At 67.9% G+C, this 25,992-nt stretch carries 20 protein-coding genes; 1 reads left to right on the top strand and 19 read right to left on the bottom strand.

Annotated elements, in window-relative coordinates:
• Positions 1-351: 351 nt before the first annotated feature.
• From IEQ11_RS11295 to hrcA, 19 genes are all read right to left on the bottom strand, one after another.
• Positions 352-672 carry a hypothetical protein gene (locus IEQ11_RS11295; RefSeq protein WP_191823412.1) on the bottom strand — a complete coding sequence of 107 codons (321 nt, stop codon included), beginning with the start codon at positions 670-672 and terminating at the stop codon, positions 352-354.
• Between the two features lie 32 nt (positions 673-704).
• Positions 705-1,433, bottom strand: a complete 729-nt coding sequence (locus IEQ11_RS11290) for a copper homeostasis protein CutC (protein ID WP_191823425.1) — start codon at positions 1,431-1,433, stop codon at positions 705-707.
• A gap of 8 nt (positions 1,434-1,441) precedes the next feature.
• A complete protein-coding gene (locus IEQ11_RS11285; protein WP_191823413.1) occupies positions 1,442-2,527 on the bottom strand; it encodes a glycosylasparaginase in 1,086 nt (361 codons plus the stop codon).
• Between the two features lie 171 nt (positions 2,528-2,698).
• Entirely contained in the window at positions 2,699-4,234 is a 1,536-nt protein-coding gene (locus IEQ11_RS11280; RefSeq protein WP_191823414.1) for a Tle-like phospholipase domain-containing protein, read from the bottom strand.
• 213 nt (positions 4,235-4,447) lie between these two features.
• Positions 4,448-6,166, bottom strand: coding sequence for a single-stranded-DNA-specific exonuclease RecJ (gene recJ, locus IEQ11_RS11275; RefSeq protein WP_191823415.1), 1,719 nt, complete (start codon positions 6,164-6,166; stop codon positions 4,448-4,450).
• Between the two features lie 81 nt (positions 6,167-6,247).
• Positions 6,248-7,189 (bottom strand): hypothetical protein, encoded by a 942-nt coding sequence (locus IEQ11_RS11270; RefSeq protein ID WP_057921527.1) that lies wholly within the window; start codon positions 7,187-7,189, stop codon positions 6,248-6,250.
• Between the two features lie 31 nt (positions 7,190-7,220).
• Positions 7,221-7,700: a transcription elongation factor GreA gene (gene greA / locus IEQ11_RS11265; protein ID WP_036102956.1), complete on the bottom strand. Its 480-nt coding sequence runs from the start codon at positions 7,698-7,700 to the stop codon at positions 7,221-7,223.
• A gap of 534 nt (positions 7,701-8,234) precedes the next feature.
• Positions 8,235-11,480, bottom strand: a complete 3,246-nt coding sequence (gene carB, locus IEQ11_RS11260) for a carbamoyl-phosphate synthase large subunit (protein WP_057921526.1) — start codon at positions 11,478-11,480, stop codon at positions 8,235-8,237.
• 88 nt (positions 11,481-11,568) lie between these two features.
• The gene (locus IEQ11_RS11255) at positions 11,569-12,330 is read right to left on the bottom strand and encodes a hypothetical protein (protein WP_191823416.1); all 762 of its coding nucleotides are present in this window, start codon (positions 12,328-12,330) and stop codon (positions 11,569-11,571) included.
• Entirely contained in the window at positions 12,266-12,712 is a 447-nt protein-coding gene (locus IEQ11_RS11250; RefSeq protein WP_046656507.1) for a DUF6973 domain-containing protein, read from the bottom strand. Before IEQ11_RS11250 ends, IEQ11_RS11255 begins: the two co-directional genes overlap by 65 nt.
• Positions 12,712-13,842 (bottom strand): glutamine-hydrolyzing carbamoyl-phosphate synthase small subunit, encoded by a 1,131-nt coding sequence (gene carA, locus IEQ11_RS11245; protein ID WP_191823417.1) that lies wholly within the window; start codon positions 13,840-13,842, stop codon positions 12,712-12,714. Before carA ends, IEQ11_RS11250 begins: the two co-directional genes overlap by 1 nt.
• Before the next feature lie 484 nt (positions 13,843-14,326).
• Positions 14,327-15,052, bottom strand: coding sequence for a 4-hydroxy-tetrahydrodipicolinate reductase (gene dapB, locus IEQ11_RS11240; protein ID WP_191823418.1), 726 nt, complete (start codon positions 15,050-15,052; stop codon positions 14,327-14,329).
• 123 nt (positions 15,053-15,175) lie between these two features.
• Positions 15,176-15,667: a DUF3828 domain-containing protein gene (locus tag IEQ11_RS11235; RefSeq protein ID WP_191823419.1), complete on the bottom strand. Its 492-nt coding sequence runs from the start codon at positions 15,665-15,667 to the stop codon at positions 15,176-15,178.
• A 10-nt stretch (positions 15,668-15,677) separates the two neighbouring features.
• Positions 15,678-16,280, bottom strand: coding sequence for a hypothetical protein (locus IEQ11_RS11230; RefSeq protein ID WP_191823420.1), 603 nt, complete (start codon positions 16,278-16,280; stop codon positions 15,678-15,680).
• Positions 16,281-16,283: 3 nt separating this feature from the next.
• The gene (locus IEQ11_RS11225; protein WP_191823421.1) at positions 16,284-18,218 is read right to left on the bottom strand and encodes a DUF3857 domain-containing transglutaminase family protein; all 1,935 of its coding nucleotides are present in this window, start codon (positions 18,216-18,218) and stop codon (positions 16,284-16,286) included.
• A gap of 326 nt (positions 18,219-18,544) precedes the next feature.
• The gene (dnaJ, locus tag IEQ11_RS11220; RefSeq protein WP_036102968.1) at positions 18,545-19,675 is read right to left on the bottom strand and encodes a molecular chaperone DnaJ; all 1,131 of its coding nucleotides are present in this window, start codon (positions 19,673-19,675) and stop codon (positions 18,545-18,547) included.
• Positions 19,676-19,847: 172 nt separating this feature from the next.
• Entirely contained in the window at positions 19,848-21,767 is a 1,920-nt protein-coding gene (dnaK, locus tag IEQ11_RS11215; protein ID WP_036102970.1) for a molecular chaperone DnaK, read from the bottom strand.
• 185 nt (positions 21,768-21,952) lie between these two features.
• Entirely contained in the window at positions 21,953-22,465 is a 513-nt protein-coding gene (grpE, locus tag IEQ11_RS11210; RefSeq protein WP_036102972.1) for a nucleotide exchange factor GrpE, read from the bottom strand.
• A 351-nt stretch (positions 22,466-22,816) separates the two neighbouring features.
• A complete protein-coding gene (gene hrcA / locus IEQ11_RS11205; RefSeq protein ID WP_036102975.1) occupies positions 22,817-23,866 on the bottom strand; it encodes a heat-inducible transcriptional repressor HrcA in 1,050 nt (349 codons plus the stop codon).
• Positions 23,867-24,265: 399 nt separating this feature from the next.
• Between hrcA and recN the strand changes: the two genes are divergently transcribed.
• A complete protein-coding gene (recN, locus tag IEQ11_RS11200) occupies positions 24,266-25,948 on the top strand; it encodes a DNA repair protein RecN (RefSeq protein ID WP_191823422.1) in 1,683 nt (560 codons plus the stop codon).
• Positions 25,949-25,992 lie beyond the last annotated feature (44 nt).

Here is a 25,992-nt window from a genome sequence, read left to right as displayed (position 1 = left end):
GCCCGAAAGCGCCCGAGGCGCGAGAAGAATCGCTAAGTGATTGTTTTGCCGAATCTGGCGTAGGGCCCGGGCCGGGATCTGTCCCGATCGCGCGGCGTCCGCGATCGGGACCGCCCCGCGCCGATTCGTGATGCATGGCCGGTCCGTGAGTGCGGCGCAGCATGGCGCGGGCGATGACTGGCGCGGCCGGGCGCCGCTGGCGATGCGCCTCGATCGCGCGGGGATCGATCGCAAATTGGCGGGGTTTCAGCCCTGGCGGTTCGAGCGGACGATCCGCGCCCTTCCCCACCTCCGCCCCAACCTCTCGCCATCGACCAAGCCAGGACACGGCGCAAACGCCGATACCCCGAATCAGAACGCAGCCGGCTCGCCGTCGTCGTCGACATAACGCGCCCCGCCCGCGCCGCCGATCGACGCCAGCACGACGCGCAAATCCTGGCGTACCGACGCGCTCAACGCGGTCATGCAGGTCAGGCGCACGCCGTCCTGGCCGAACACCAGTTGCACTTCCTCCCAGCCGCCCTCGGGCCGCTGCGGATCGCTGAGCCAGACTTCATGGGCGCCGACGCTACGATTGAATGTCGGCAACGATTCGAATTCGAGCGGCAGCGTGTCGCGCCGCCGCCGATAGTCATCGACATCGTTCGGGATCGCGTCGTATTCGTAGCCCATCGTCTCGCTCGTCTTGCGCGAATCGACCGCGATCAGCCGCGTAAGGCGGCCACCAGCTCGGCCACCCGTTGCGCGTCGCTTTGCACCCAGTCGGGCGACAGGCCGGCCAGGGCCTCGTTGCGATACGCCATCGCCGAGCGTCGGGGCGCTTTCGCCGAGGCATGCAGCTCATGCACTTTCGCGCGCTGCGCGAGCGCGACGATGTTGTGCGCGGTCACGCCGGCGCCGGCCATCAAGGCGATGCGGCCACCGGCCTGTTCGCTCAGGGCGGCGATGCGGTCGGCGCCGCTCCAGGCGTCGTTCGCGCCGCCGGAGGTCAGGATGCGCTCGCAGCCCAGGCCGATCGCCGCTTCCAGCGCGGTCGACTGATCGCGCGCCGCATCGAAGGCGCGATGAAAGGTCACGCCGAGCGGCCCGGCCGCGGCGATCAGTTCGCGGCACAGCGCGGTATCGATATCGCCGCGCGCATCAAGGGCGCCGATCACGACCCCGTCGCAGCCCAGGCGCACGCAGTTTTCGATGTCGGCGCGCATCACTGCGCATTCGGATTCGTCAAACAGAAAATCGCCGGCGCGCGGCCGGATCAGCACATACAGCGCTATGCGCAAACGATCGCGCGCGACCGCGATGCTGCCGTAGGACGGCGTGGTGCCGCCCTCGCCGAGGTTTTCGCACAGTTCGACCCGATCCGCGCCGCCGGCCTGCGCGGCCAGCGCCGAACCCAGGGAATTGGCCGAGATTTCCAGCACGCGCGCGCTCATCGCCGCGCTCACGTCTGCTGGGTCGTGTAGACCGAACGCGAGTCGAGCAGCGCGTCGCGCTGGCCCGCATCGCACACCGCGTAGACGAAGCCGCGATGCAGCGCGTGCGCGCCGACTTCGCCGTGCTTGTTGATCGCGAGGAAACATACCTGCAAGGTCTTGCTGGCCTGCGGGCGCTTGCGCACGACGCGATCGATCGCTTCGCGGCAGGCTTCATCGGGACTGCGGCCCTGGCGCATCAGTTCGACCACCAGGAAGCTCGCGGCATTGCGCAGCATTTCTTCGCCGACGCCCGACGCGGTGGCGGCGCCGACTTCGTTGTCGACGTACAGGCCGGCGCCGATGATCGGGCTGTCGCCGACCCGGCCGTGCATTTTCCAGGCCATGCCGCTGGTGGTGCAGGCGCCGGCGAGTTTGCCGCTGGCGTCGATGGCGAGCATGCCCAAGGTGTCGTGATTGGATTTGTCGCCGGGCCTGGCGTTATCGAGGCGTTCGGCGTTGATCTGCGGCTGGTACTTGGAGGTCTTGCGCCATTCGTTCCAGGCCGCGCGCGCCTTGTCGGTCAGCAGCGGCTGCTTGGGGAATCCCTGCTCGATCGCGAACTGCTGCGCGCCCGCGCCGACCAGCAACACGTGCGGAGTGCATTCCATGACCCGGCGCGCGACGCTGATCGGATGGGCGATGTCCTCCAGCGCGGCGACCGCGCCGCAGCGGCCGTCGCCGTCCATGATGCTCGCGTCCAGAGTCAGCACACCGTCGCGATCGGGGTTGCCGCAGCGCCCGACCGTGCTGTTGCACAGATCGGCCTCGGCCCAGCGCGCGCCGGCTTCGACCGCGTCGAGCGCGGAACCGCCGGCCGCGAGCACCGGCCAGGCGGCCTGGTTGGCGCCGACGCCGAAGTCCCAGGTCGAAACCACGCGCGCGCCTTTGATCGCACCGGGCGCGGTATTCGCGCTTTTGATCGACTCGGGCGCGGTGTCCGCGCCCTTGACCGCACCCGGTGTCGTGTCACGCGCGGACGCGGCCAACGATGGCAGGGCCGCGGCGGACGCCGCCAGCACAGAGCTTTGCAGGAAACGGCGGCGTGAGGTCATGGCGGTCTTCGGTGCTTGGCGCGCGCAGCGCGGACCGGCCACACGCTAGCGGCGGCGTGCGGCGTACGCAAGCGCGCGCGGCGCGAAACCGATCCGGCACAGGCCATGAAACGCGCGCGAGTGCACGAACCGGTACGCACCGCCGATGACCGCCGGTCCCGACGGGATGCGCTACAGCCCCGGCGGCCGCCCGACCCTCACCGCCTGCTCCGCTTCATGCGCGCCCTGCGCCGGCGCCGGCGCGATCTCACGATTGACCCGGCTCATCATCTCGTTCACTTCGCTCGCGCTCGGCACCGAACCACTGAACTTCACCTGCAACGACGCCGGATTTTTCAATTCGCCCTGCACCAGGAAACCGCCGCCGTCCGGGCCCTCGGCCTTGACGATGTGATCGACCTGCTTGAGGCCTTTCGACCGCGCCAGTTCCGCCAACTCGCCGGCTCGGCGATCGAGCGTCGCGTCGACGACCGACTTCATGCCGTGCTGAGTCAGTTGGTGGCCGCCGAAATCCATGGCCTTGAGCATCAACTCGGCCTGATCGAAATCCTGCTCCAACCCGCGCACGTGCCGGCTCAGGACCGGATGCGGTCCGGGCGCGAACGGAGGGCCGTCCAGTTCGATCTTGACGCCGTGCGGCCGCAACAGCGGCACGAAGCCCAGCGATTGCAGACCGTGCAGCGGCTCGCCCTTCACCACCAGTTCGGTGGTCGCCGGACCTTGCTCGAGTTTGTCGGCGGCGAGGCTGTGCTTGAGCAAGGTGGCGCGGTTCGGCCATGCCGGATTGGCGACCACGCATTCGACGTTGCACACCTGCGCGGCCAGATAGGCCTGACCACCGCCCTTGGAATGGCCGACCACCGCGTGCAGGCCATCGGGCAATGCCTTCTGCACCTGCTGGGTCAACTGCACGGCGCCGTCGTACTGCGCGCTGCCGAAACCGCCGCCCTGGCCGACGTTGGTGATCCAGTCGCTGCCCTTGTCGGTGCCGCGAAAATTCAGCACGAACTGATCGTCCTTGCGGTACAGATCGGCGCGCAGGCCACTGGCGGTATCGTGGAAATCTTTCGGATTCAGGCCATGCGCCAGCAGTTCGGCGTCGCCGACGCGCTTCCAGCCGCTCAGATCGGCCTCGCTGCGGTCGGCATATCCGTCGCGCATGATCGCCGCGGCGACGGTGGGGTCCAGGCTCGCCGCGCGCGGCGGCGCGGGCGAAGAGGACGACGCGCCGGGCGGCGCGAGGTCGTGGCGCGGAAACACCGCGTTCACGCCGTCCATGGCGAATCCCCTCGACGCGGTCGACGCCGCGCGCGTATCGGGTACGGCATCGCGCGTCGTCGACGACGTGGCGATGGGCGCATCGTGTTCGGGCGCGGTAAACGATTCGTCGAAGGGATTGCCCACTCGCGCATACATGCGAGGCCCGATCGGCGGCATGGTGTGCGGCGCGGCCGAGGGCATCGCCGCGCGCGGCGCCACGGCGCCCGGCGCGGTGGACGGCGTCGCCAGCGGCGCGGCGTTGTTGCGTTCGACACCGTGCGCGGGTTCGAACTGATTGCCGTCGTCGCGATGGTGACGGGTGAACGAACTGAGCATCGAATCGGGATCGCGCGCGCTCGCTTCGAACCGCGTGGTCCATCGATTGAAGGCACCGCCGATGCTGTCGAAGATCGAGGTCTTGGGTACTTTGGGATTCGGATCGGACATCGTCCCGTGCTCCTTGGGTTGAGGACGTGCCACGCTGCGCGGCACGACGAAATCGCCCAAACCAACGCATAAAGCGCGCGTCCTCGGCCACGCCGGAGGCCATGGCGCCGGTTAAAACCGACCCAGGTCGCAAATCCGTGCATTCAATCGCGCAGCGATATCCGCGCGTGCGTACCGATCAGCGCGCATCCAGGCGCCCTCGCCGAAACTCGCCTACAACGCTTCGCGATGCGTGACCACCAGTTGCACCGCCGTGCCGCCGCGATAGTCGTCGGGCTCCAGGCGATAGGCGATGCGCACCCACGGCGGCGGCGTGTTGCCGTCCCAGCCGCCGAACTCGATCGCGTTGAGGCGCAGGCCGTCGCGGCCCAGTTCCAGCTTGAGATGGCGCTCGCCGACCACGCGCCAGGACAGCACTTCGAATTCGCCGTCGAACTGCGGTTCGGCGAAGCCCTGGCCCCACGGCCCGCCGTCGCGCAGCGATTCGGCGTGCGCGCGATCGAACTCGGCCGCGTGCAGTTCGCCGTCGCTGAGCACGTCGGCCTGCAGCAGTTCCGGGGTCAGCGCCAATCGCGCGCAGTGTTCGAACGCATCGCGGAAGGCGTCGAACGCGTCCAGGCGCAGCGACAGACCGGCGGCCATCGCGTGGCCGCCGAAGCGTTCGATCAGATCGGGATGACGCGCGGCGACGTCGGCCAGCGCATCGCGGATATGAAAACCGGGAATCGAACGCGCCGAGCCGCGCAATTGCCGGCTACCGGGTTCGGCCGGGGCGAACGCGATCACCGGCCGGTGCAGGCGTTCCTTCATCTTCGACGCGACCAGACCGACCACGCCGGGATGCCAGTCGTTGTCGAACAGACACAGCGCCATCGGCGCGGCCTGCGTGTCGATCGACACCCGCGCGAACGCGGCCTGCGCTTCGTCGGTCATCTGCTGCTGCACGGCGCGGCGTTCGGCGTTGATCTCGTTGAGGGTGGAGGCGATATCGCGCGCCTGCGCGGCGTTTTCGGTCAACAGGCATTCGATGCCGAGCGCCATGTCCTCCAACCGCCCGGCGGCGTTGAGGCGCGGCGCGACCGCGTAGCCGATATCGGCCGCGGTCAAGCGCCGGTAATCGCGTTGCGAGACTTCGATCAAGGCGCGCAATCCGGCGCCGCCCTGGCCCGCGCGCAGACGGCGCAGGCCGGCGGCGACCAGCGCGCGGTTGTTCGCGTCCAGCGGCACCAGATCGGCGACGGTGCCGACCGCGACCAGATCGAGCAGCACGCTCAGATCCGGCACGCTGTCGGCGCCGAACGCGCCGGCTTCGCGCAGCCGCCGGCGCAAGGCCAACAGCACGTAGAACATGACCCCGACGCCGGCGAGCATCTTGCTCGGAAACCCATCGCCGGGCTGATTTGGATCGACGATCGCATCGGCCGGCGGCAAGTGTTCGCCGGGCAGATGGTGATCGGTGACCAGCACTTTCCAGCCGCGCGCGCGCGCCGCGGCGATGCCGGCATGGCAGGCGATGCCGTGATCGACGGTGACCAACAGATCCGGTTCGAGCTTCGCCAACTCCTCCACCAACGCCGGCGACAGACCGTAGCCGTGCACGATCCGGTTAGGCACCGCATGCGACACCCGCCTGGCGCCGAGCAGACGCAGGCCGCGCACGCCGACCGCGCAGGCGGTGGCGCCGTCGCAGTCGAAATCGCCGACCACCAGGATGTGGCGATCGGCGGCGATCGCATCGGCGAGCAATTCAGTCGCGGCGTCGAGCCCGAGCATGCCGTCGGGCGGCAGCAACTGCGCCAGCCGCGGCTGCGCCTGCTCGACGCAATTCGCGCCGCGCGCGGCGTAGACCCGGCGCAGCAGCGGCGGGATCGAATCCGGCCACAACCCGGCATCGGCGACTTCGCGGCGGCGCAGGCGCGCGACCGGTTTCATCGGCGTCCGCCCGAACGCAAACGGCCCGCGTTCGGCCAATGCGGAGCCGATGGATAGATGCGCAACAACGTCATGGCTTGCTCAAGCTTGCAGCGAGCGCAGCGACTTGCGCCAGAAACGCCAGCGCTGCGAACGCGCCAGTTCGAAACGCTCGCCGTCGGCGAACGCCAGCACCGCGCGCTCCAGCGTTCCCGCATCGAGCGCGCGCGCGATCGGCTCGAGCCAATCGCGCTGCACCACGGTCAGGTCGCGCGCGGCGCGCAGGTCGAACAGGCGTTCGCCCTCGCCCGCCGGCCATTGCGGCGGCAGCGCGGTGGCGGCGATGCCGGCCTGCGCGCCGAACGCGGTCAGGCCTTCGTCGTCGCTGTAGACCTGCTGGTAATTCGTGCGCACGTGATCGGGCAGCACGCCGCCGCCCCAGAACCACAGCGAATTGATCGGCGCCAGCCCGGCGGCGATGCGCTGGGCGTTGTGCGGATGGTTGTGCAGGACGATCTGCGCCTCGCTGAGCAGCGAACGCCAGCGGCGGCCTTCGCTGCCTTCGTTGTCCATGCCCGGCAGGTGCTGGAACATGTCCTCGCCCAGCGCCTGTTCGGGCGAGGCGAATTTCGGCAAGCGGCTTTCGCGCGGCAACGCGAGGTACCAGCGGCTCGGGTGCGGCGCGTCGATCGGAAAACCGGCGTCGCCGAACAAAGGCCGCAATGCCGGCAGCAACGCCGCGCTGTCGCGCTCGCTCAACGACAGCGCCTGACCGTAGGCGAGCAGGCGCGCGCCGTTGATGTCGGGCCGCACATAGGCCGGGTCGGCGCGCAGCCACGCGCCGTAGGCGGCATCGCCGACATCGCGCTGCCGCGACACCGCCGCGATCGGCCAGCCGCGCGGCAGGATGTCGAACACGCGAGCAGCCTGATCGGCCGCCTCGACGCTGCGGTCGGCGCGGCCGAGCCGCAGCCCGAAGGTTTCGCCCAGACGCTGGCCGCCGAAGCGCGCGCGCTCGGGCAACAGCACGGTGACGCTGTTCATGGCTGACGGCTCATGCGCGAACGCCGGCTGATCATCCGGCGCTGTAGCTGACGCCGACGATTTCGTACTCGTGGGTGCCGCCCGGCGCGTCGATGACGACGCTGTCGCCCTCGTTCTTGCCGATCAGCGCGCGCGCGACCGGCGAGGAGATCGCGATCAGGCCGAGTTTGATGTCGGCTTCCAGGTCGCCGACGATCTGGTACTTGCGCTCTTCCTCGGTGTCCACGTCGATCAGCTCGACGGTGGCGCCGAACACGACCTTGGAGCCGGCGTTGAGCGTGCTGATGTCGATGACCTGGGCGTGCGACAGCTCGGCTTCGAGCTGCTTGATCCGGCCTTCGATGAAGCCCTGCTGCTCGCGCGCGGCGTGGTACTCGGCGTTCTCCTTGAGATCGCCGTGGGCGCGCGCTTCGGCGATCGCGTTGATCACCGCCGGCCGCTTGACCGACTTGAGTTCTTCCAGCTCCGCGCGCAAACGCTGCGCGCCCTGGGCCGTGATGGGTGGTCTCATTCCTTGCTTCCTCGGTAACGCGTCCTTTTCGGCCGGACGCCGGCATGTTGAATGCTGGGTTGGCCCCATTGTGCCGGGAACCTGGGCGGAAGGCATCCCGGGAGGGATGGGGCTGGGTCGGGCGCTGGGATTCGGGCGGATGTCAAGGCATCGCTGAAACCTAACCCACTCTTTCAGACCGTCATTCCCGCGAAGGCGGGAATCCAGTGACTTCGAGCGTTCTCGCACGAAAGGCACTGGATTCCCGCCTTCGCGGGAATGACGTTCTGGAGAGAACTCGCTGAAGTCTCTGGATTCCCGCCTTCGCGGGAATGACGGTCTGGGGGCGACGCGGCAAGTTAAATTGCAGAGCCGGTCCATGCCGCGGTGGAAACGGTTATGGGATGCCATAACCACGTCCATCTAAAGCGGTCATCCTCGCGAAGCAAGACCGTCATCCCCGCGAAGGCGGGGACCCAGAGACTTCAGCGCGACATCCCAAGTCCGTCATTCGCGCGAACGCGCAAATGACGGTCTGAGCGCGCGCGTGGCCCCTTACGCCGCGCCAATCTGCGCATGCAGCTCCTGCAACGACCACACCGGGCCCTTGCCGCGATAGTCCAGCGAGCCCACCAGCGCGCGCGCGCCCGACACCGTGGTCGAGTACGTCACCCGCTGCTGCAGGGCCTCGCGGCGGATCGAGAACGAGTCCGAGATCGCCTGACGGCCTTCGGTGGTGTTGATGATGTAGACGATCTCGCCGTTCTTGATCAGGTCGACGATGTGCGGGCGGCCTTCGGTGACCTTGTTGACCGATTCGCAGCTCACGCCGTGTTCGGCGAAGAAGGCCTGGGTGCCGCTGGTCGCGACCAGGCTGTAGCCGCGGCGCAGCAGTTCCTGCGCCACCGGCAGCACCCGCAGCTTGTCCGGGTCGCGGACCGAGATGAACACCTTGCCGACCGGCGGCGCCTTGATGCCGCCGGCTTCCTGCGCGCGCGCCATCGCCGCGCCGAAGTTCTTGCCCACGCCCATCACTTCGCCGGTGGAGCGCATCTCCGGCCCGAGGATCGGGTCGACGCCCTGGAACTTGGCGAACGGGAAGATCGCTTCCTTGACCGAATAGTAGTCCGGCACGATTTCTTCCAGCGCGCCCTGCGAAGCCAGGGTCTGGCCGACCATGCAGCGCGCGGCGATCTTCGCCAGCGCCATGCCGGTGGCCTTGGACACGAACGGCACCGTGCGCGAGGCGCGCGGGTTCACTTCGATCAGGAAGATCGTGTCGTTGCCCTGCGCATCGGTCTGGATCGCGAACTGGGTGTTCATCAGCCCGACCACCTTGAGCGCCTTGGCCAGCGCCACGACCTGCTCGCGCAGTTTTTCCTGGGTGCCGGCGCTGAGCGAATACGGCGGCAGCGAGCACGAGGAGTCGCCCGAGTGCACGCCGGCCTCTTCGATGTGCTCCATCACGCCGCCGATCAGCACCCGGCCTTCGCGGTCGGCGATGATGTCGACGTCGACCTCGACCGCGTTGTCGAGGAAGCGGTCGAGCAGCACCGGCGAATCGTTCGACACCTTGACCGCGTCGCGGATGTAACGGGTCAGGTCGGCGTCGGAATAGACGATTTCCATCGCCCGGCCGCCGAGCACGTAGCTCGGACGCACCACCATCGGATAACCGATCTGGTTGGCCAGCATCAGCGCTTCATCGGGATTGCGCGCGGTGCGGTTGATCGGCTGGGCCAGGCCCAGGTCCTGCACCAGCTTCTGGAAACGCTCGCGGTCTTCGGCCAGGTCGATGCTGTCGGGCGAGGTGCCGATGATCGGCACGCCGTTGGCTTCCAGCGCGCGCGCCAGCTTGAGCGGGGTCTGGCCGCCGTACTGCACGATCACGCCCTTGGGCTTTTCGAGGTCGGCGATTTCCAGCACGTCCTCGAGCGTCAGCGGTTCGAAGTACAGGCGATCGGAGGTGTCGTAGTCGGTCGACACGGTTTCCGGATTGCAGTTGACCATGATGGTTTCATAGCCGTCCTCGCGCAGGGCGAGCGCGGCATGCACGCAGCAGTAGTCGAACTCGATGCCCTGGCCGATGCGGTTGGGGCCGCCGCCGAGCACGATGATCTTGTCACGGTTGCTCGGGTTGGCTTCGCACTCGTCCTCGTAGGTCGAGTACATGTAGGCGGTGGTGGTGGCGAACTCGGCGGCGCAGGAGTCCACGCGCTTGTACACCGGACGCACGCCGAACGCGCGGCGCAGGGTGCGCACGGCGGTTTCGTCGGTGCCGGTGAGCTGGGCGATGCGCGCATCGGAAAAGCCCATGCGCTTGAGCGCGCGCATGCGCGGCTTGTCGAGCGCGCCCAGGCCGGCCTCGGCGATCTCGCCCTCGGTCGCGATCAATTCCTCGATCTGGTCCAGGAACCACGGATCGACGAACGACAGCGCATGCACGTCCTCGACGCTCATGCCGGCGCGGAACGCATCGCCGATGTGGAACATGCGCTCCGGACCGGGTTCCTTGAGTTCGCGGCGCAGCTTGACCAGGTCGAGTTCGTTGCCCAGGTCCAGGCCGGTCGGGTCGAGGCCGACCTTGCCGGTTTCCAGACCGCGCAGCGCCTTCTGCAGCGATTCCTGGAAGGTGCGGCCCATCGCCATGACTTCGCCGACCGACTTCATCTGCGTGGTCAGGCGCGCGTCGGCCTGCGGGAATTTCTCGAACGCGAAGCGCGGGATCTTGGTGACGACGTAGTCGATGCTCGGCTCGAACGAGGCCGGGGTCGCGCCACCGGTGATTTCGTTGCGCAGCTCATCAAGGGTGTAGCCGACCGCCAGCTTGGCCGCGATCTTGGCGATCGGGAAGCCGGTGGCCTTCGACGCCAGCGCCGAAGAACGCGACACGCGCGGGTTCATTTCGATCACCACCACCCGGCCGTTCTGGGCGTTGATGCCGAACTGCACGTTGGAGCCGCCGGTGTCGACGCCGATCTTGCGCAGCACCGCGATCGAGGCATCGCGCAGGCGCTGATATTCCTTGTCGGTGAGGGTCTGCGCCGGAGCGACGGTGATCGAGTCGCCGGTGTGCACGCCCATCGCGTCGAAGTTTTCGATCGAGCACACGATGATGCAATTGTCCGCGGTGTCGCGGACCACTTCCATCTCGAATTCCTTCCAGCCCAGCACCGATTCCTCGACCAGCACTTCGGTGGTCGGCGAAAGCTCCAAACCACGAGTGACGATATCGATCAGCTCTTCGCGGTTGTAGGCGATGCCGCCGCCGCTGCCGCCCAGGGTGAAGCTGGGGCGGATGATGGTCGGGTAGCCGACGCGGGTCTGGATGTCGATCGCTTCTTCCAAGGTGCGCGCGACCTCGGCCTTCGGGCATTCCAGGCCGATCTCCTTCATCGCCACGCGGAACAGCTCGCGGTCCTCGGCCATGCGGATCGCTTCGCGCTTGGCGCCGATCAGCTCGACGTTGTACTTCTCCAGCACGCCGTTATCGGCCAGGTCCAGCGCGCAGTTCAGCGCGGTCTGCCCGCCCATGGTCGGCAGCAGCGCGTCGGGCTTTTCCTTGGCGATGATCTTCTCGACCGTCTGCCAGTTGATCGGCTCGATGTAGACCGCGTCGGCCATGTTCGGGTCGGTCATGATCGTGGCCGGATTCGAATTGACCAGGACCACGCGGTAGCCCTCGTCGCGCAGCGCCTTGCAGGCTTGCGCGCCGGAGTAGTCGAACTCGCAGGCCTGGCCGATCACGATCGGACCCGCGCCGATGATCAGGACGGTTTTGATGTCGGTACGCTTGGGCATCGGTAGTTACTCGTAATGGCTATTTGGTTGGAGCGACCGCTCGGGAGAATCATTCGTCGCGGCATCTTTCATGCGCGCGCCACATCGCTCATCCGCTCGCGGGCCGTGAAAATAAGTATTTCGGTATCTGGCAGCTTTCGACCGCCTCGCGCATGACGCCCTGCACGATTCCATCGCCGAACAGTTCTTTCGCGTTGGGGAAGTTGCCGTAGACCGATTCGATGCCGGTCAAACGGCGCAGCAGCTGATGTTCATCGCGCGAGACGAACGCGGTGACCGCCTCGTGTTGCCGCGGATCGGTTGTCGCGATCACTTGTTGCAACAGCGCTTTCGAATCGGATGCACCCGGATGTTTCTTGCCTGCCTCGATCGCGAGATCGGACAGCTTCGCGAAGACATCGGCGGCGCCGGCCGACAATACCGCCAGGTCGGCATCGACCAACTGCGGATACGTTTTCGCGTAATCGGCCATTTCCGCGCGCCTGAATTCGCGGTAGCCGCGCGTCGACAATTTCTCGCGAGCGCAGCTCAACCACTGCGGCTCGAGATCCTCGGCCGCGATCGATTGCAAGGGCCAACGCGGATCGGCCGCGGCCGCGGCATCGAACTGCGGGCCGAGCGGAATCATCCTGACGATCAGGTCGGCCAGTCGATCGCTACGGGCGGCCTCGGACGCCGCCGACGGCTCGGCGGCCGCAGCCTGGCTCATCGCCAGCGCGCCGATCAGCAGACCGGCCCACCGCATGGCTCCGATCCGACGTTGCGGCAATCGTAGGGATGTCATGTCAGTACAGCCGGTCCTGCCAGGATGAAGGCGCGCGCCAGGTGATTTGCTCGGGCGATCGCGCATCGATCGCGCCGTGGTCGACCGCGGCGCGAACCTCGCGCTGCATCGCGGTCCAGTTTTCAGCGGCGGCGCCCAGGCGCGCGCCGATGCGGTTGTTGTGGGCGTCCATCGCCCGGCTCGCATTGCCTTGTCCACCCCGCTCCATCACCGCGGTCACCCAGTCGACGCACCGCGGCGACAAGGTGTAGGCCACGATCGCGCTGGCCAGGCTATGCCGGTAAGCATCGGCCGGGCCGTTGCGTCCGCCGGGAAGATCGGCGGCGAACCATTGCGTGTAGACCGCGATCATCACGAAGGCGGGATACGCGCCGAGCAACGCCAGCAACGCCAATGCACGCGAACGCCAGCGGCGTCGACGCGTCGGCGTGGCCGGCGCCGCGCTCATCAGGCGGCCTTGGCCTGTTCCATCGACACCACGAACTGGTCGAACAACGGCGACACATCGTGCGGGCCCGGGCTCGCTTCTGGGTGGCCCTGGAAACTGAAAGCCGGCGCGTCGGTCAGGGCGATGCCCTGGTTGCTGCCGTCGAACAGCGAGCGGTGGGTCACGCGCACGTTGGCCGGCAGGCTGGCTTCATCGACCGCGAAGCCGTGGTTCTGCGAGGTGATCATCACCCGGCCGCTGTCGAGGTCCTGGACCGGATGGTTCGCGCCGTGGTGGCCGAACTTCATCTTCAGAGTCTTGGCCCCGGAGGCCAGGCCGAGCAGCTGATGGCCCAGGCAGATGCCGAAGGTCGGGATCTTTTGCGCGAGGAATTCCTTGATCGCCGCGATCGCGTAGTCGCAAGGCTCCGGATCGCCGGGGCCGTTGGACAGGAACACGCCGTCGGGCTTGAGCGCCAGCACCTCGGCGGCCGAGGTCTGCGCCGGCACCACGGTCACCCGGCAGCCGCGCTCGGCGAGCATGCGCAGGATGTTGAGCTTGACGCCGAAGTCGTACGCAACCACATGAAAACGCGATTGCGCATTCACGAACGCGTTGCGGTCGAGGTCGAGCTGACCTTCGGTCCACTCGTAACGTTCGCGCGTGCAGACTTCCTTGGCCAGGTCCATGCCCTTGAGGCCCGGAAACTTGCGCGCGGCTTCGATCGCCTTGGCGACGTCGATCTCGCCGGCCATCAGCGCGCCGTTCTGGGCGCCGGTGTCGCGCAGCAATCGGGTCAGCTTGCGGGTGTCGATGTCGGAGATCGCGACCACGCCGCGATCGGCCAGCCACTGCGGCAGCGCGATCGTGCTGCGCCAGTTGCTGGGGCGGCGCGGCACGTCGCGCACGATCAGGCCCGAGGCCCAGACCTGATGCGCTTCGTCGTCCTGCGCGGTGATGCCGGTGTTGCCGACGTGCGGGTAGGTCAGCGTGACCAGCTGACGGGCGTAGGAAGGATCGGTGAGGATTTCCTGGTAGCCGGTGATCGCGGTGTTGAATACGACTTCGCCGACGCTGAGGCCGGGCGCGCCTACGGAAACGCCCTCGAACACGGTGCCGTCTTCGAGTGCGAGGATTGCGGGTTGGGTCACGGGGGGATCGCCTTGGCTGCCAAAGGATCTGATCCCGTGCGCGACATCGGCAAAACCGACTTGCAGCAAAACACGGACGCGGTGCGGGACCGGTCCGGCGTGCGGGATTCAGGCGAGCCGGAATTCTAGCGGCGATGGGCCTCGGGCGCCAGCCTCAATGTGGCCGCAGGCGGCAATTCGGGTGTTGGGGCGTGGCGGCGCTTCAGGTTTGGGCGGTGGTTTGGTGGGGGTGTTCAGGTCGGGGTGGCTTGGAAGCAAATCCTCCCTGCCCCCATTTTTCAACGGGAGGAGGCGTCTTGGGGTTCGGTAAATGGGCCGGAATATCGCTTCGGCCAGGGCGTTGTGGCTCTAAGCAGAGCGGTAACGGGGCCGTTTCAGTGGGCGAACAAGCCCCAATTAGCGACAGCCCTGCTGTTCTTCCCCCTTTTGTAGAGGGGGATCGAGGGGATTTGCTCTGCCGCCGCGCTACCGCCCGCGGCCCCGTTCAGAGATTCGGAAACATCAGCTCCGCCAGCCCGTAACGCCCCGGCGCCTGATGGGCGACGCGCAGCGCCGCCTCGAGCGCGCCGCGCGCGAAGATGTCGCGGTTGCTGGCGCGGTGGATCAGTTCCAGCCGCTCGCCGGCCGCGGCGAACTGGACGGTGTGTTCGCCGACGATGTCGCCGGCGCGCAGGCTGGCGTAATGCGGCTCGTCGCCGCGACCGATCGCGGCGGCCGCGCCCAGGTGCAGCGCGGTGCCCGACGGCGCGTCGAGCTTGCGGGTGTGGTGGGCCTCGATCACGTCGCAGTCCCAGCCCGGTAAGGCGGCCGCGGCGCGGCGCACCAGTTCGGTCAATACCACCACGCCGAGGCTGTAATTGGCCGCCCACACCACCGCGATGCGCGCGGCGGCGTCGTTGATCGCGGTGTTCTGCGCCGAACTCAGGCCGGTGGTGCCCGAGACCAGGGCCTTGCCGCGCTGCGCGCACAGCGCGAGCACCGGGTCGAAGCCGTCGGGCAGGCTGAAATCGATCGCCACGTCGAACTCGGGCGCGCCGTTCAATTCGGAGACGGCGAAGTGCGGCACGCCGTCGATCACCCGCTGCGCGGGCTGCGAACGCGAATAGGCGGCGACCACGCGCAGGTCCTGGCGTTCGGCGGCGAGCCGCAGCAAGGCCTGGCCCATGCGGCCGGAGGCGCCGTGTATCAACAGTCGGGTGATTTCGCTCATGCGATCAGGCTAGCGGCGCAATCCGGCGGCGACAAGCTCGGACTTCGCCCGGCTCACATATCCGCGCGCGCATGGCGCGCGATTCGCGCATCGACGATGCCGATAAGCTCGCCGCGGCCGCGCTTAGTGGCTACCCGTGCCGTCGTGAAAACGCGCAAGCGCGTCGCGCAGCGAGCCGCCGTTCGGACCGACCAGATCGTCGACCCGCCAGCAACCGCCTTCGCGCGCGAGCCGCAGGCGCGCCACTTGCGGCTGCGACGGCTGTGCGTCCCCGAGCACGAACCGATAGCGCACCTGCACCACGTTCTGGCCCTGCGCGACGAACCGGGGATCGAGCGCCTCGCCGTCCTGCGCGTCCAGCCAGGGATCGGCATTGATCGCGCAGACTTCGCCGCCGTCGCCGCAGGCGCGGTCTTGCTTCAGCAGGCGCAGCAATCGCGCCGAGACGATCCGCTCCAAGCTCGGCAGCGGGTCGTTCCAGAAGGTGTAGTGATCGCGGTAAAACGCGCCGGCCGTCGCGACCGGCGTATCGCCCAGGCAGGCGGCGCGCGCATCGCCGGCGCCAGCCAGCAGGCCGGCGGCGACGAGCGCTATCAACGGCATCGCACAGCGCATCGAAACGTCCTTATTCGTACCAGCGCCAGGCCGCGAGCAAGGCGTCGGCACCTCGCCGGTGGCCATCGAGAAAATCGGCGAGCGCATCGCGCACCCGCGCCCTCGCCTGCGGACGCAGGTCGTCGTCTTCGTCCAATGCCTCGTCCCCGAGCGCGGTATAGGCATTGGCCACCGTGGCGATCGCGCCGAACGCGGTGGCCAGGTCGTCGGCGATCGGTCGCGGCGACCACGGGCCGCCGACGAGGTCGAACAGCACCTGGCCGCTGCGCATGTCGAGAATGAAGGGATTGCCGCCTTCCATCGCGACCGTCAGCCATTCGTCCTTCCACGCGGGCAAGCGTTCACCGCTCAGGCCATGCCAGCGATACCCCGCCTGCAACGACCACAGCTTGTGCAGCGGCGGGATGTCGACCGGGTTGCCGCCGGCGTCGAGGCTCAGCCCGATCGGCCCGACCGACTCGTGAAGGGTTTCGCCCCACGGGCCGAGTTCGCGGTAGAACGCCTCCAGCGTCGGCGGCAGGGCGATGTCGCCCTGCCACTGCGACGCCGGCTGCGAGCGCAGTTCGCCCCAGGGCTGCAGCAACGGCCGCAAGGATTCGTAACTGCGCGCCATGGCTTACTGATACACCAACTGCGCCTTGAGATTGGGCAGCACTTTCTTCGCGAACGCCTGATAGGCGCGGTTGTAATCGGCGGTGCAGACCGGCCCCAGGGTCGCGTCCTCGATCACCCGGCTGGCTTCGAGCACGTTGCCCTTGAGCGTATAGGTCGCGGTGTAGCGCGAACCGCCGGACTCCAGGCTCAGGTTCGGCGGCACCGCGATCACCTTCATCGTCGCCGGGAATTCGATCCGATAGGTTTCCTCCGAACGTCCGCCGCCGCAGGTGCCGTCGCCTTCGTCCTTGTCGATTTCCGCGGTGCCGCTGCCGACCAGCGCGCTGACCGGCATCGGGCTGAAGAAACTCGGCCCGAGCGCGAACGCGCCGGGCACCGGCAAGGCCTGCTTGACCTCGAACTGCGCGCGGTAACGATGCTCGCCGCGCAGCGGCTTGGGATCGTCCTGGGTGAAGCTGCCTTCGGCCTGCAGGCCGCCGCGCTTGAACACGTTCTTGACCATGTCCTTGGCGTCGTCGGCGCTGAGCTCGCGCAGGCTCGCGCGCATCGAGATGGCCGGCATGCCGCTGAGTTCGACCTCGACCGTGCCCTTCATCGAGCCGTCCTCGAGCACGGTCAGGCGGGTTTCCATGCGCTGGCGGTTGTGCAGTTTGACGAAGCCCGGCGTGGACGCCTTGAGTTCGGGCCGGTCCACGCGCAGCACCGGCTTGCCGGCGATCTGCGCCGGCAGTTCGCCGAACGGAATGCCCTTGGCGGTCGCATCGACGTACAGGTCCAGACCCGGCAGGTAATTGAGCACGTGGTTGACGCTCGACGCCACCGGCACCTTGGGCAGGGTGTAGACGTTGCCGGCGTTGATCAGCGCCTGGGTCGCCTCGATGCCCTTGGCCGCGAACAGCGCCTGCAGCAAGGTCGCGTGGTCCTTGCAGTCGCCGATGCGATTGTCGAGCACGAACTCCTGATCGCGCGGCACCACCGCGCCCAGGCCGATGCAGTTGCCGGCATAGTTGATGTTGGTCGACACCCATTCGTACAGCGCCTGCGCGACCGCGCGCTGGTCGGTCTTGCCGGCGGCGATTTCGTCGGCGAGCTTGCGCACCCGCGCGGTCGGCACCGCCTTGGGCAGCGCGCGTTCGCCGTAGGCCTTGGCGATGTCGCCGTAGCTGCGGAAGGTCGACAGGGCGTAGCCGTTGTAGCGTTCGAGATCGAAGATCGTGGCCGGGTCGGATTCGCGCTTGACCGGGCTCAGGTTCTGGTAGGTCCACTCGACGATGTGACGGCCGCCGACGGTTTCGTCGCGCACCTGCTTGAGCTTGCCGAAGGTCTGCTGCTGGGTCCACAGCCCGGCGGGCAGGTCGATCTTGATCCGCAGATCGCCCATGTAGGCGTTGTCGGAGAAACTGGTGATGTCGGAAAAATGCCCGTCGAACATCGCCTTCTTGCCGACCAGCCGGTAATTCAGCACCACCGTGTCGCCGACCGCGACGTCGGGGAACACGAGGCTGGTGGTGGCCACATCCGAAAATGCCGGTCCGCCGCCTTCGCGACCGTCGTTGGTCTCGACCTGGAAGTTCGACTTGGGCACGTCGATGCGGCGGCCGTCGGCCTTGCGGGTGTAGGCCTCGATCACGTCGAGGGTCTGGATGCTGGCGCTGTAGCCGATCGATTCGTGCTTGGCGTATTCGATCGCGCGTTCATCGAGCACCTTGAACGCGGTTTCGTGCTGCTCGACGTAGCTGCCGTCGGCCTGCACGGTGTAGCTCAGATACGAACGCTCCCGGCGGATCGGGTCGTCCGAGACGGCGGCCGCGGCGGGCGTGGCGCTGGCCGCCGGCGCGGCGGCGGCGCGATCGGGCGGCGCGCTCTGCGCGAACGCCGCGCCGCCGATGAGTGCAAGACAAACCGCGGCCGACAGCCGCTGCATCGCGATGCGCATCCTTTCTTCCCCCATTCCTGTTGGACAGCCCTGCGTGGTGGACGGCCGCGCGATCGCGGACCGGCGCCGTCGCGCCGAGCGTCGGCGCGCAAACGTTCTACCACATCCCCGGCGTGCCGGAGTTGGCGATCACGGCGAGCGCAAACCCGGGCGTCGCGGCGCGCCGATCGCGGGTGCGCGGCCGCGAACCGGGCGGCCGACGCGCGGTGTCGACGGACGCGAAAAAACGTAGGCGCCGCCCACGAAAAAGGGGGCCGAAGCCCCCTTGTCCGAACACGCGTCGCGCCTCTCGCGCGACGCGTCGGGCGCGATGCGCGCCGCCGCGATCAGGAGGTCATCCGATCCCAGAATCCCTTGACCCCGTCCAGAAAGGTGGAGGACCGTGGCGAGTGCTTTCGCGCCCCCTCACCCACGAACGTCGCTTCGAATTTCTCCAGAAGCTCGCGTTGTTCCGTTGTGAGATTGACCGGCGTCTCGACCACGACGCGGCAGTACAGGTCGCCGGTCTTGCGGCTGCGCACCGACTTGACGCCCTTGTCGCGCAGGCGGAACAGCTTGCCGCTCTGGGTTTCGAAGGGAATGCGCAACTCGACTTCGCCGCCGAGGGTCGGCACCCGGATGGTGTCGCCGAGCGCGGCCTGCGAGATGCGGATCGGCACGTCGCAATGCAGGTCGTCGCCGTCGCGCTGGAAGATCTCGTGCTCGCGCACGCGCACTTCCACGTACAGGTCGCCCGGCGGCGAACCGGTCGGGCCGGCCTCGCCTTCGCCGGTCAGGCGGATGCGGTCGCCGTTGTCGACGCCGGCCGGAATCTTGACCTGCAAGGTCTTGGTGCGTTCGACCCGGCCCTGGCCGTGGCAATCGGCGCAAGGGTTGGCGATGGTCTTGCCGCTGCCGTTGCAGTGCGGGCAGCTTTGCTGCATCGAGAAGATGCCGCGCTGGATGCGCACCTGGCCGTGGCCCTTGCAGGTGCCGCAGGTTTCGACCTTGCCGTCGGCCGAACCTGTGCCGTTGCAGGTGTCGCAGGCGTCGAGGGTCGGGATTTCGATCTGCTTCTCGACCCCGCCGACCGCTTCCTCCAGCGACAGCTCCATCACGTAGCCGATGTCGGCGCCGCGACGCGGACCGCGCGCACCGCCGCCGCCACCTCCGAAGATATTGCCGAAGATGTCGCCGAAAATGTCGCCCATGTCCGAGAACCCCGGACCGCCGGCGCCGCCGCCGTTGCCGTGCTCGAACGCGGCATGGCCGTGCTGATCGTAGGCGCGGCGCTTGTTGGCGTCGGCCAGGATCTCGTAGGCCTCCTTGCACTCCTTGAACGCGGCCTCGGCGGCCGCGTCGCCCGGATTGCGGTCCGGGTGATGTTTCATCGCGCAGCGGCGATAGGCCTTCTTGAGGTCGTCGTCGCTGGCGTTGCGCGCAACGCCCAGCACTTCGTAGTAGTCGCGTTTGCTCATGGGCTGGGTTCGGGAATCGGGAATTGGGAGTCGGGAATCGTCAAATCAAAAACGGGCGACGCGTCAGGACGGCTGTCGCCCGCTACGGATACAAGAACGGGGAACCGGGTACTGGGCGAACCACACGTCAGATCGCGCCGCCATTCCCGATTCCCCATTCCCGATTCTCGGCTTACTTCTTCTCGTCCTTCACTTCAGTGAACTCCGCATCGACCACGTCGTCGGCCTTCGCCGATGCGCCGCTGTCGCCAGCCGGGGCGCCTTCGCCCGGCTGACCGGCGTTGGCCGCCGCGAACAGCGACTGCGCGGCCTCTTCCAGCGCCTTCGACTTGGCTTCGATCTGGCCCTTGTCGTCGCCCTTCATCGCCGTTTCCAGCTCCGAGATGGCGGCTTCAGCGCGGCCGATCTGGTCGCCCGGCAACTTCTCGCCGTGCTCCTTGATCGTGCTGCGGGTCATGTGGATCAGGCCGTCGGCGTGGTTGCGCGCCTGCACCAGTTCCTGGAACTTCTGGTCTTCCTCGCGATTGGCCTCCGCGTCGGCGACCATCTTGGCGATCTCTTCCTCGGACAGGCCCGAGCCGCCCTTGATCTCGACCTTCTGTTCCTTGTTGGTCTTCTTGTCCTTGGCGCTGACGTGGATGATGCCGTTGGCGTCAATGTCGAACGACACCTCGACCTGCGGCATGCCGCGCGGCGAGGGCTCGATGCCGGACAGATCGAAGCGGGCCAGCGACTTGTTGAAGCGGGCCTGATCGCGCTCGCCCTGCAGCACGTGCACGGTCACCGCGGACTGGTTGTCCTCGGCGGTCGAGAAGGTCTGCGAGGCCTTGGTCGGCACCGTGGTGTTCTTCTCGATGATCTTGGTGAATACGCCGCCCAGGGTTTCGATGCCCAGGCTCAGCGGGGTCACGTCGAGCAGCAGCACGTCCTTGACGTCGCCGGCCAGCACGCCGCCCTGGATCGCGGCGCCGACGGCGACGGCTTCATCCGGGTTGACGTCCTTGCGCGGTTCCTTGCCGAAGAACTCGGCCACGGCCTGGCTGACCTTGGGCATGCGGGTCTGACCGCCGACCAGGATCACCTCGGCCACGTCGCTGGCGCGCAGGCCCGCGTCGTTGAGCGCGATGCGGCACGGCTCGATCGTCTTCTTGACCAGATCCTCGACCAGCGACTCCAGCTTGGCGCGGGTCAGCTTGATGTTGAGGTGCTTCGGGCCCGACGCGTCGGCGGTGACGTACGGCAGGTTGACTTCGGTCTGCTGCGAGGACGACAGCTCGATCTTGGCGCGCTCGGCCGCGTCCTTCAGGCGCTGCAGGGCCAGCGGATCCTTGCGCAGGTCGATGCCCTGGTCCTTCTGGAACTCTTCGACCAAGTAGTCGATGACGCGCTTGTCGAAGTCTTCGCCGCCGAGGAAGGTGTCGCCGTTGGTCGACAACACTTCGACCTGCATTTCGCCGTCGACCGAAGCGATCTCGATGATCGACACGTCGAAGGTGCCGCCGCCGAGGTCATAGACCGCGACCTTGCGGTCGCCGCCCTTCTTGTCCATGCCGTAGGCCAGCGCGGCCGCGGTGGGTTCGTTGATGATGCGCTTGACCTCGAGGCCGGCGATCTTGCCCGCGTCCTTGGTCGCCTGGCGCTGGCTGTCGTTGAAGTAGGCCGGCACAGTAATGACCGCTTCGGTGACCGGCTCGCCCAGGTAGGCTTCGGCGGTCTTCTTCATCTTGCCGAGCACTTCGGCCGAGATCTGCTGCGGCGCCATCTTCTTGCCGTCCTGGGTCGCGACCCAGGCGTCGCCGTTGTCGTGCGGGACGATCGCGTACGGCACCAGGCCGAGGTCCTTCTGCACTTCGGCGTCGGTCATCTTGCGGCCGATCAGGCGCTTGACCGCGTAGAAGGTGTTCTTCGGGTTGGTGACCGCCTGGCGCTTGGCCGACGCGCCGACCAGGACTTCGCCGTCCTTGGTGAACGCGACGATCGACGGGGTGGTGCGGTCGCCTTCGGAGTTTTCGATGACCTTGGCCTTGCCGCCTTCCATGATCGAAACGCAGGAATTGGTCGTGCCCAGGTCGATGCCGATGATCTTGCCCATGGATGTTGCTCCCTCTCTCAATGCTTCAATGTTGGGGGCGGCGCGATTGCTGCAGGCCGCCGATGTGCGATATCTGGGGCTCGGTGCCGGGCAGTTCAAGCGCCCGTGCCCTGCCCTTTAACGTCTGGTGAACTTCGCGGGCCAGGCCGATGGCCGTCCCGCCGCTTGCGATTACGGGGTTCCGCTCAGTCCTGGCTGACCACGACCAGGGCCGGACGCAGCAGGCGCTCGTTGAGCAGCCAGCCCTTCTGGTAGACCTGGACCACGTGGTTCGGCGCGACGCCCGGCGCGGGCACCAGGCTCATCGCCTGATGGTGCTCGGGGTTGAACGGCTGGCCGACCGGGTCGACCGCGACCAGGCCGTTGTCGCCGGCGACCTTGAGCAGCTGGCGCAGGGTCAGTTCCATGCCTTCGCGCAGCGCGTTGGGCTCGCCGCCGGCCAGGTTCAGCCCGGCTTCGAGGCTGTCGATCACCGGCAGCAGGTCGCCGAGCAGGCGCTCGTTGGCGAACTTGCGGGCCATGTCGATATCGCGGGCCACGCGCTTGCGCTGGTTGTCGAGTTCGGCGCGTTCGCGCAGCGAGTCTTCGCGCAGCCGGGTCAACTCGGCGCGCAGGCTCTCGACCTCGGTCGGCTCGGCGCTCGCCGGGGCGGCTTGGTCGTCGAGGTTCAGTTCGGGATTGGGGTCGTTTTGGCTCATGCTGGGTCCTGGCGGTTTTTCCGCGACAGGCCAGCTATGGGGCCGCGGCCGGACCATTCAAGTGCCGGGATCTGCGGCGATCGTGCGGGATCGGCGCTCAGTTGCGGCGAGCGGGGGCGTTTCGGGACAATCGCGGTGCGCCCAAGGCGATGCCAGCCGCTGCGTCGATCGTGGGGCCGCCCCCTGTAGGAGCGGCGCGAGCCGCGACCGCGCCACGACAAACCCGGCGCCAGCCTGGGCATGCCGTGAGGGTTACCCGACGTAACCAATCCTGCGCGGGAAGACGGGATTCGCGGTCGCGGCTCGCGCCGCTCCTACACGGGCCCGCCCCACAGACGCGAAGGCCCGGCCTTATTCGGCGTCGGGCGCCCCGAACGCATTGCCCAGCGCGTCGGCCGCCGCCTGCACCACCGGGATCACCCGGTCGTAGGCCATCCGGGTCGGCCCGATCACCCCGAGCACGCCGAGCACGCGACCGCCCGAGGTGTACGGCGCGGTCACCAGCGACACCCCTTCCAGCGGCGCCAGCCCGGTTTCCTCGCCGATGAAGATGCGCACGCCCGGCGCGCGCACGGTGCGCTCGAGCAGTTGCAGTATCTCGCGCTTGCGCGCGAAGGCTTCGAACAGCTCGCGCAGCCGGTCCAGATCGGCCAGCTCCTGCACGCCCATCAGCCGGGTCTGCCCGGCCAGGACCATGTCGTCGTTGTCCGGAATCAGCACCTGCTCGGCCAGTTCGACCGACTGCGCCAGCAGCGTCTGCATTTCGGACTGGGCGTTGCGCAGTTCCAGCAGCAGCACGTCGCGGATCTCCGAGACCGGCCGGCCGGCGAAATGTGCGTTGAGGTAGTTGCCGACCCGCTCCAGCTCGCCGGCCTCGTACGGACGGCGGGTCTGGATGATGCGGTTCTGCACGTCCTGATCGGCGAAGACCAGGATCGCCAGCACCCGCTGCGCGTCCAGCGGCACGAAATCGATGCGCCGGAACGCGAACTGCTCGCGCTTGGGCACGCTGACCACGCCGACGAAGTGGGTCATCGCCGACAGCAGTTCCGAGGCGCTGCCGAGCAGGGCCTGGGTGCCGGTGCCCGACGGCAGCTCGCTGCGCAGGCGCGCGAGATCGCCTTCCGGCAGCGGCCGCACCTGCAGCAGCGAGTCGACGAACAGGCGATAGCCCTGCGAGGTCGGGATGCGCCCGGCCGAGGCATGCGGCGCGCTGAGCAGGCCGGCGTCTTCCAGATCGCCAAGGATGTTGCGGATGGTCGCCGCGCTGACGTCCAGCCCGGCGTGCTTGGCCAGAGTCTGCGACCCGACCGGCTCGCCGCTGTGGATGTAGCGGCCGATCAGCGTGCGCAGCAATTGGCGCGCGCGCGGGTCAAGGCTGGGATCGGGGCGGCGGTTCATGAGTGTGGATATAAGCGCCGGTGGGGGAAGGTGCAAGGGTTGGTTGGAAGCCGGGATTGGGGATTCGGGATTCGGGATTGGGGGAAAGCTTCGGGAATCGGGAATCGGGAATCGGGAATCGGGAATCGTAAAGAGCATGACGCGATCGGTCTGCAATCTGACGAGGCCCGCCTTTTGCTTTTGCTCGTCATTCGCGGAAGTGACGAGCAAAAGCAACGCGGCCCGTCCAGCAAAAACCAACAAGGCCCTGACTGACAAAACCAACGAGGACCGACCCGCAAACCCAAGCCAGCCCACCCTCAGCCCCAGTCTCACCCCATGATCCACCCCACTCCTACGCTCGCCCCCGCCGCCGCTCCCATTCCCAGCCCCGCTCGCTCAAGGCACAATCGCCGCCGCATGCTCGCCCACCTCTCGCTCAAGCAATTCGCCGTCGTCAGCGCCGCCGAACTCAGTTTCGGACCCGGCCTCACCGTGATCTCCGGCGAAACCGGCGCCGGCAAGTCGCTGCTGGTCGACGCCCTTGGCCTGTTGTCGGGCCTGCGCGCCGACAGCGGCGTGGTCCGCCACGGCGCCGACCGCGCCGAACTGGTCGCCGACTTCACCCTCGACGACGCCCCGCAAGCCGCCGACTGGCTGCGCGACAACGAACTCGACGAAACCGGCGACGGCGATACGCCGGTCTGCCAGATCCGCCGGGTGATCCGCGCCGACGGCGGTTCGCGCGCCTGGGTCAACGGCCGTCCCGTCACCCTGGGCCAGCTCGGCGAACTGGCCGGGCGTCTGGTCGAAATCCACGGCCAGCACGAACACCAGGCGCTGATGGCCAAGGCCAGCCAGCTGACCCTGCTCGACGCCTACGGACGCACCGACGCCGCGCGCGGCGCGGTCGAGGCCGCCGCGCGCGCCTGGAGCGCGCTGCTGCGCGAGCGCGACACGCTGATGGCGCAAGGCGACGTGTCCGACCGGATCGGCTGGCTCGAACACCAGCACCGCGAACTCGAACGCGAAGCGCTCGACCCCGAGGCGCTGGCCAAGCTCACCGCCGACCATCGCCGCCACGCCCACGCCGCCGGCCTGATCGCCGCCTGCGAAGCCGCGTTCGCGCGCATCGGCGGCGACGAAGGCCCCTCGCTGACCCGCACCCTGCAGCAGGTGCGCGGCGAACTGCAGCGCGTGACCGAGCACGAACCGCGCCTGGGCGAGGTCGACGCCATGCTCGACAACGCCGCGATCCAGATCGACGAAGCCCTGGTCCTGCTAGACCGGGTCCGCGACGACCTCGACCTGGACCCGTCCGCGTTCGAACAGATCGAAAGCCGGATCGGCCGCCTGCACGAACTGGCGCGCAAGCACCGCATCGCCCCCGAACAACTGGCCGCGACCCGCGACGGCATCGCCGCCGAGCTGGAGATGCTGCGCGGCGCCGGCGTGCGCCTGGAAACGCTGGACCTGGAAATCGAAACCGCGCGCAAGGGCTGGCGCAAGGCCGCCGACGTGCTCGGCAAGGCCCGCCGCGACGCGGCCAAATCACTGTCGTCCAAGACCACCGAACTGATCGGCGAACTGGGCATGGGCGGCGGCCGTTTCGACGTCGCGATCGAACCGCTCGACGAAGACCGGCCCGATCCGAACGGCGGCGAACGCATCGAATTTTTGGTCGCGGCCAACCCCGGTCAGCCCGCGCGCGCGCTGCGCAAGGTCGCCTCCGGCGGCGAGTTGTCGCGCATCTCGCTGGCGATCGAAGTGGCCGCGTTCGGCATGGACGCGGTGCCGACCATGGTGTTCGACGAAGTCGACTCCGGCATCGGCGGCGCGGTGGCCGAGATCGTCGGCCAGAAACTGCGCGCGCTCGGCGCCAGCCGCCAGGTGCTGTGCGTGACCCACCTGGCCCAGGTCGCCGCCCAGGGCCACGCCCACTACCGGGTCAGCAAGGCCGCCAGCGAAGGCGTCACCCAGAGCGCCGTGCAGGTGCTCGCGGCCAAGCAGCGCGAAGAGGAACTGGCGCGCATGCTCGGCGGCGTCGAACTGACCAAGGAAGTGCGCGCGGCGGCCAAGCGGTTGCTGGCGGATGTGGGTTGAGAGCCGGGATTCGGGAATCGGTCAGAGCGTAGCGGCCTAGCTCT

This window comes from Lysobacter capsici, assembly GCF_014779555.2.
GTDB lineage: Bacteria > Pseudomonadota > Gammaproteobacteria > Xanthomonadales > Xanthomonadaceae > Lysobacter > Lysobacter capsici.
This window is presented reverse-complemented; position numbering and strand designations above follow the sequence as displayed.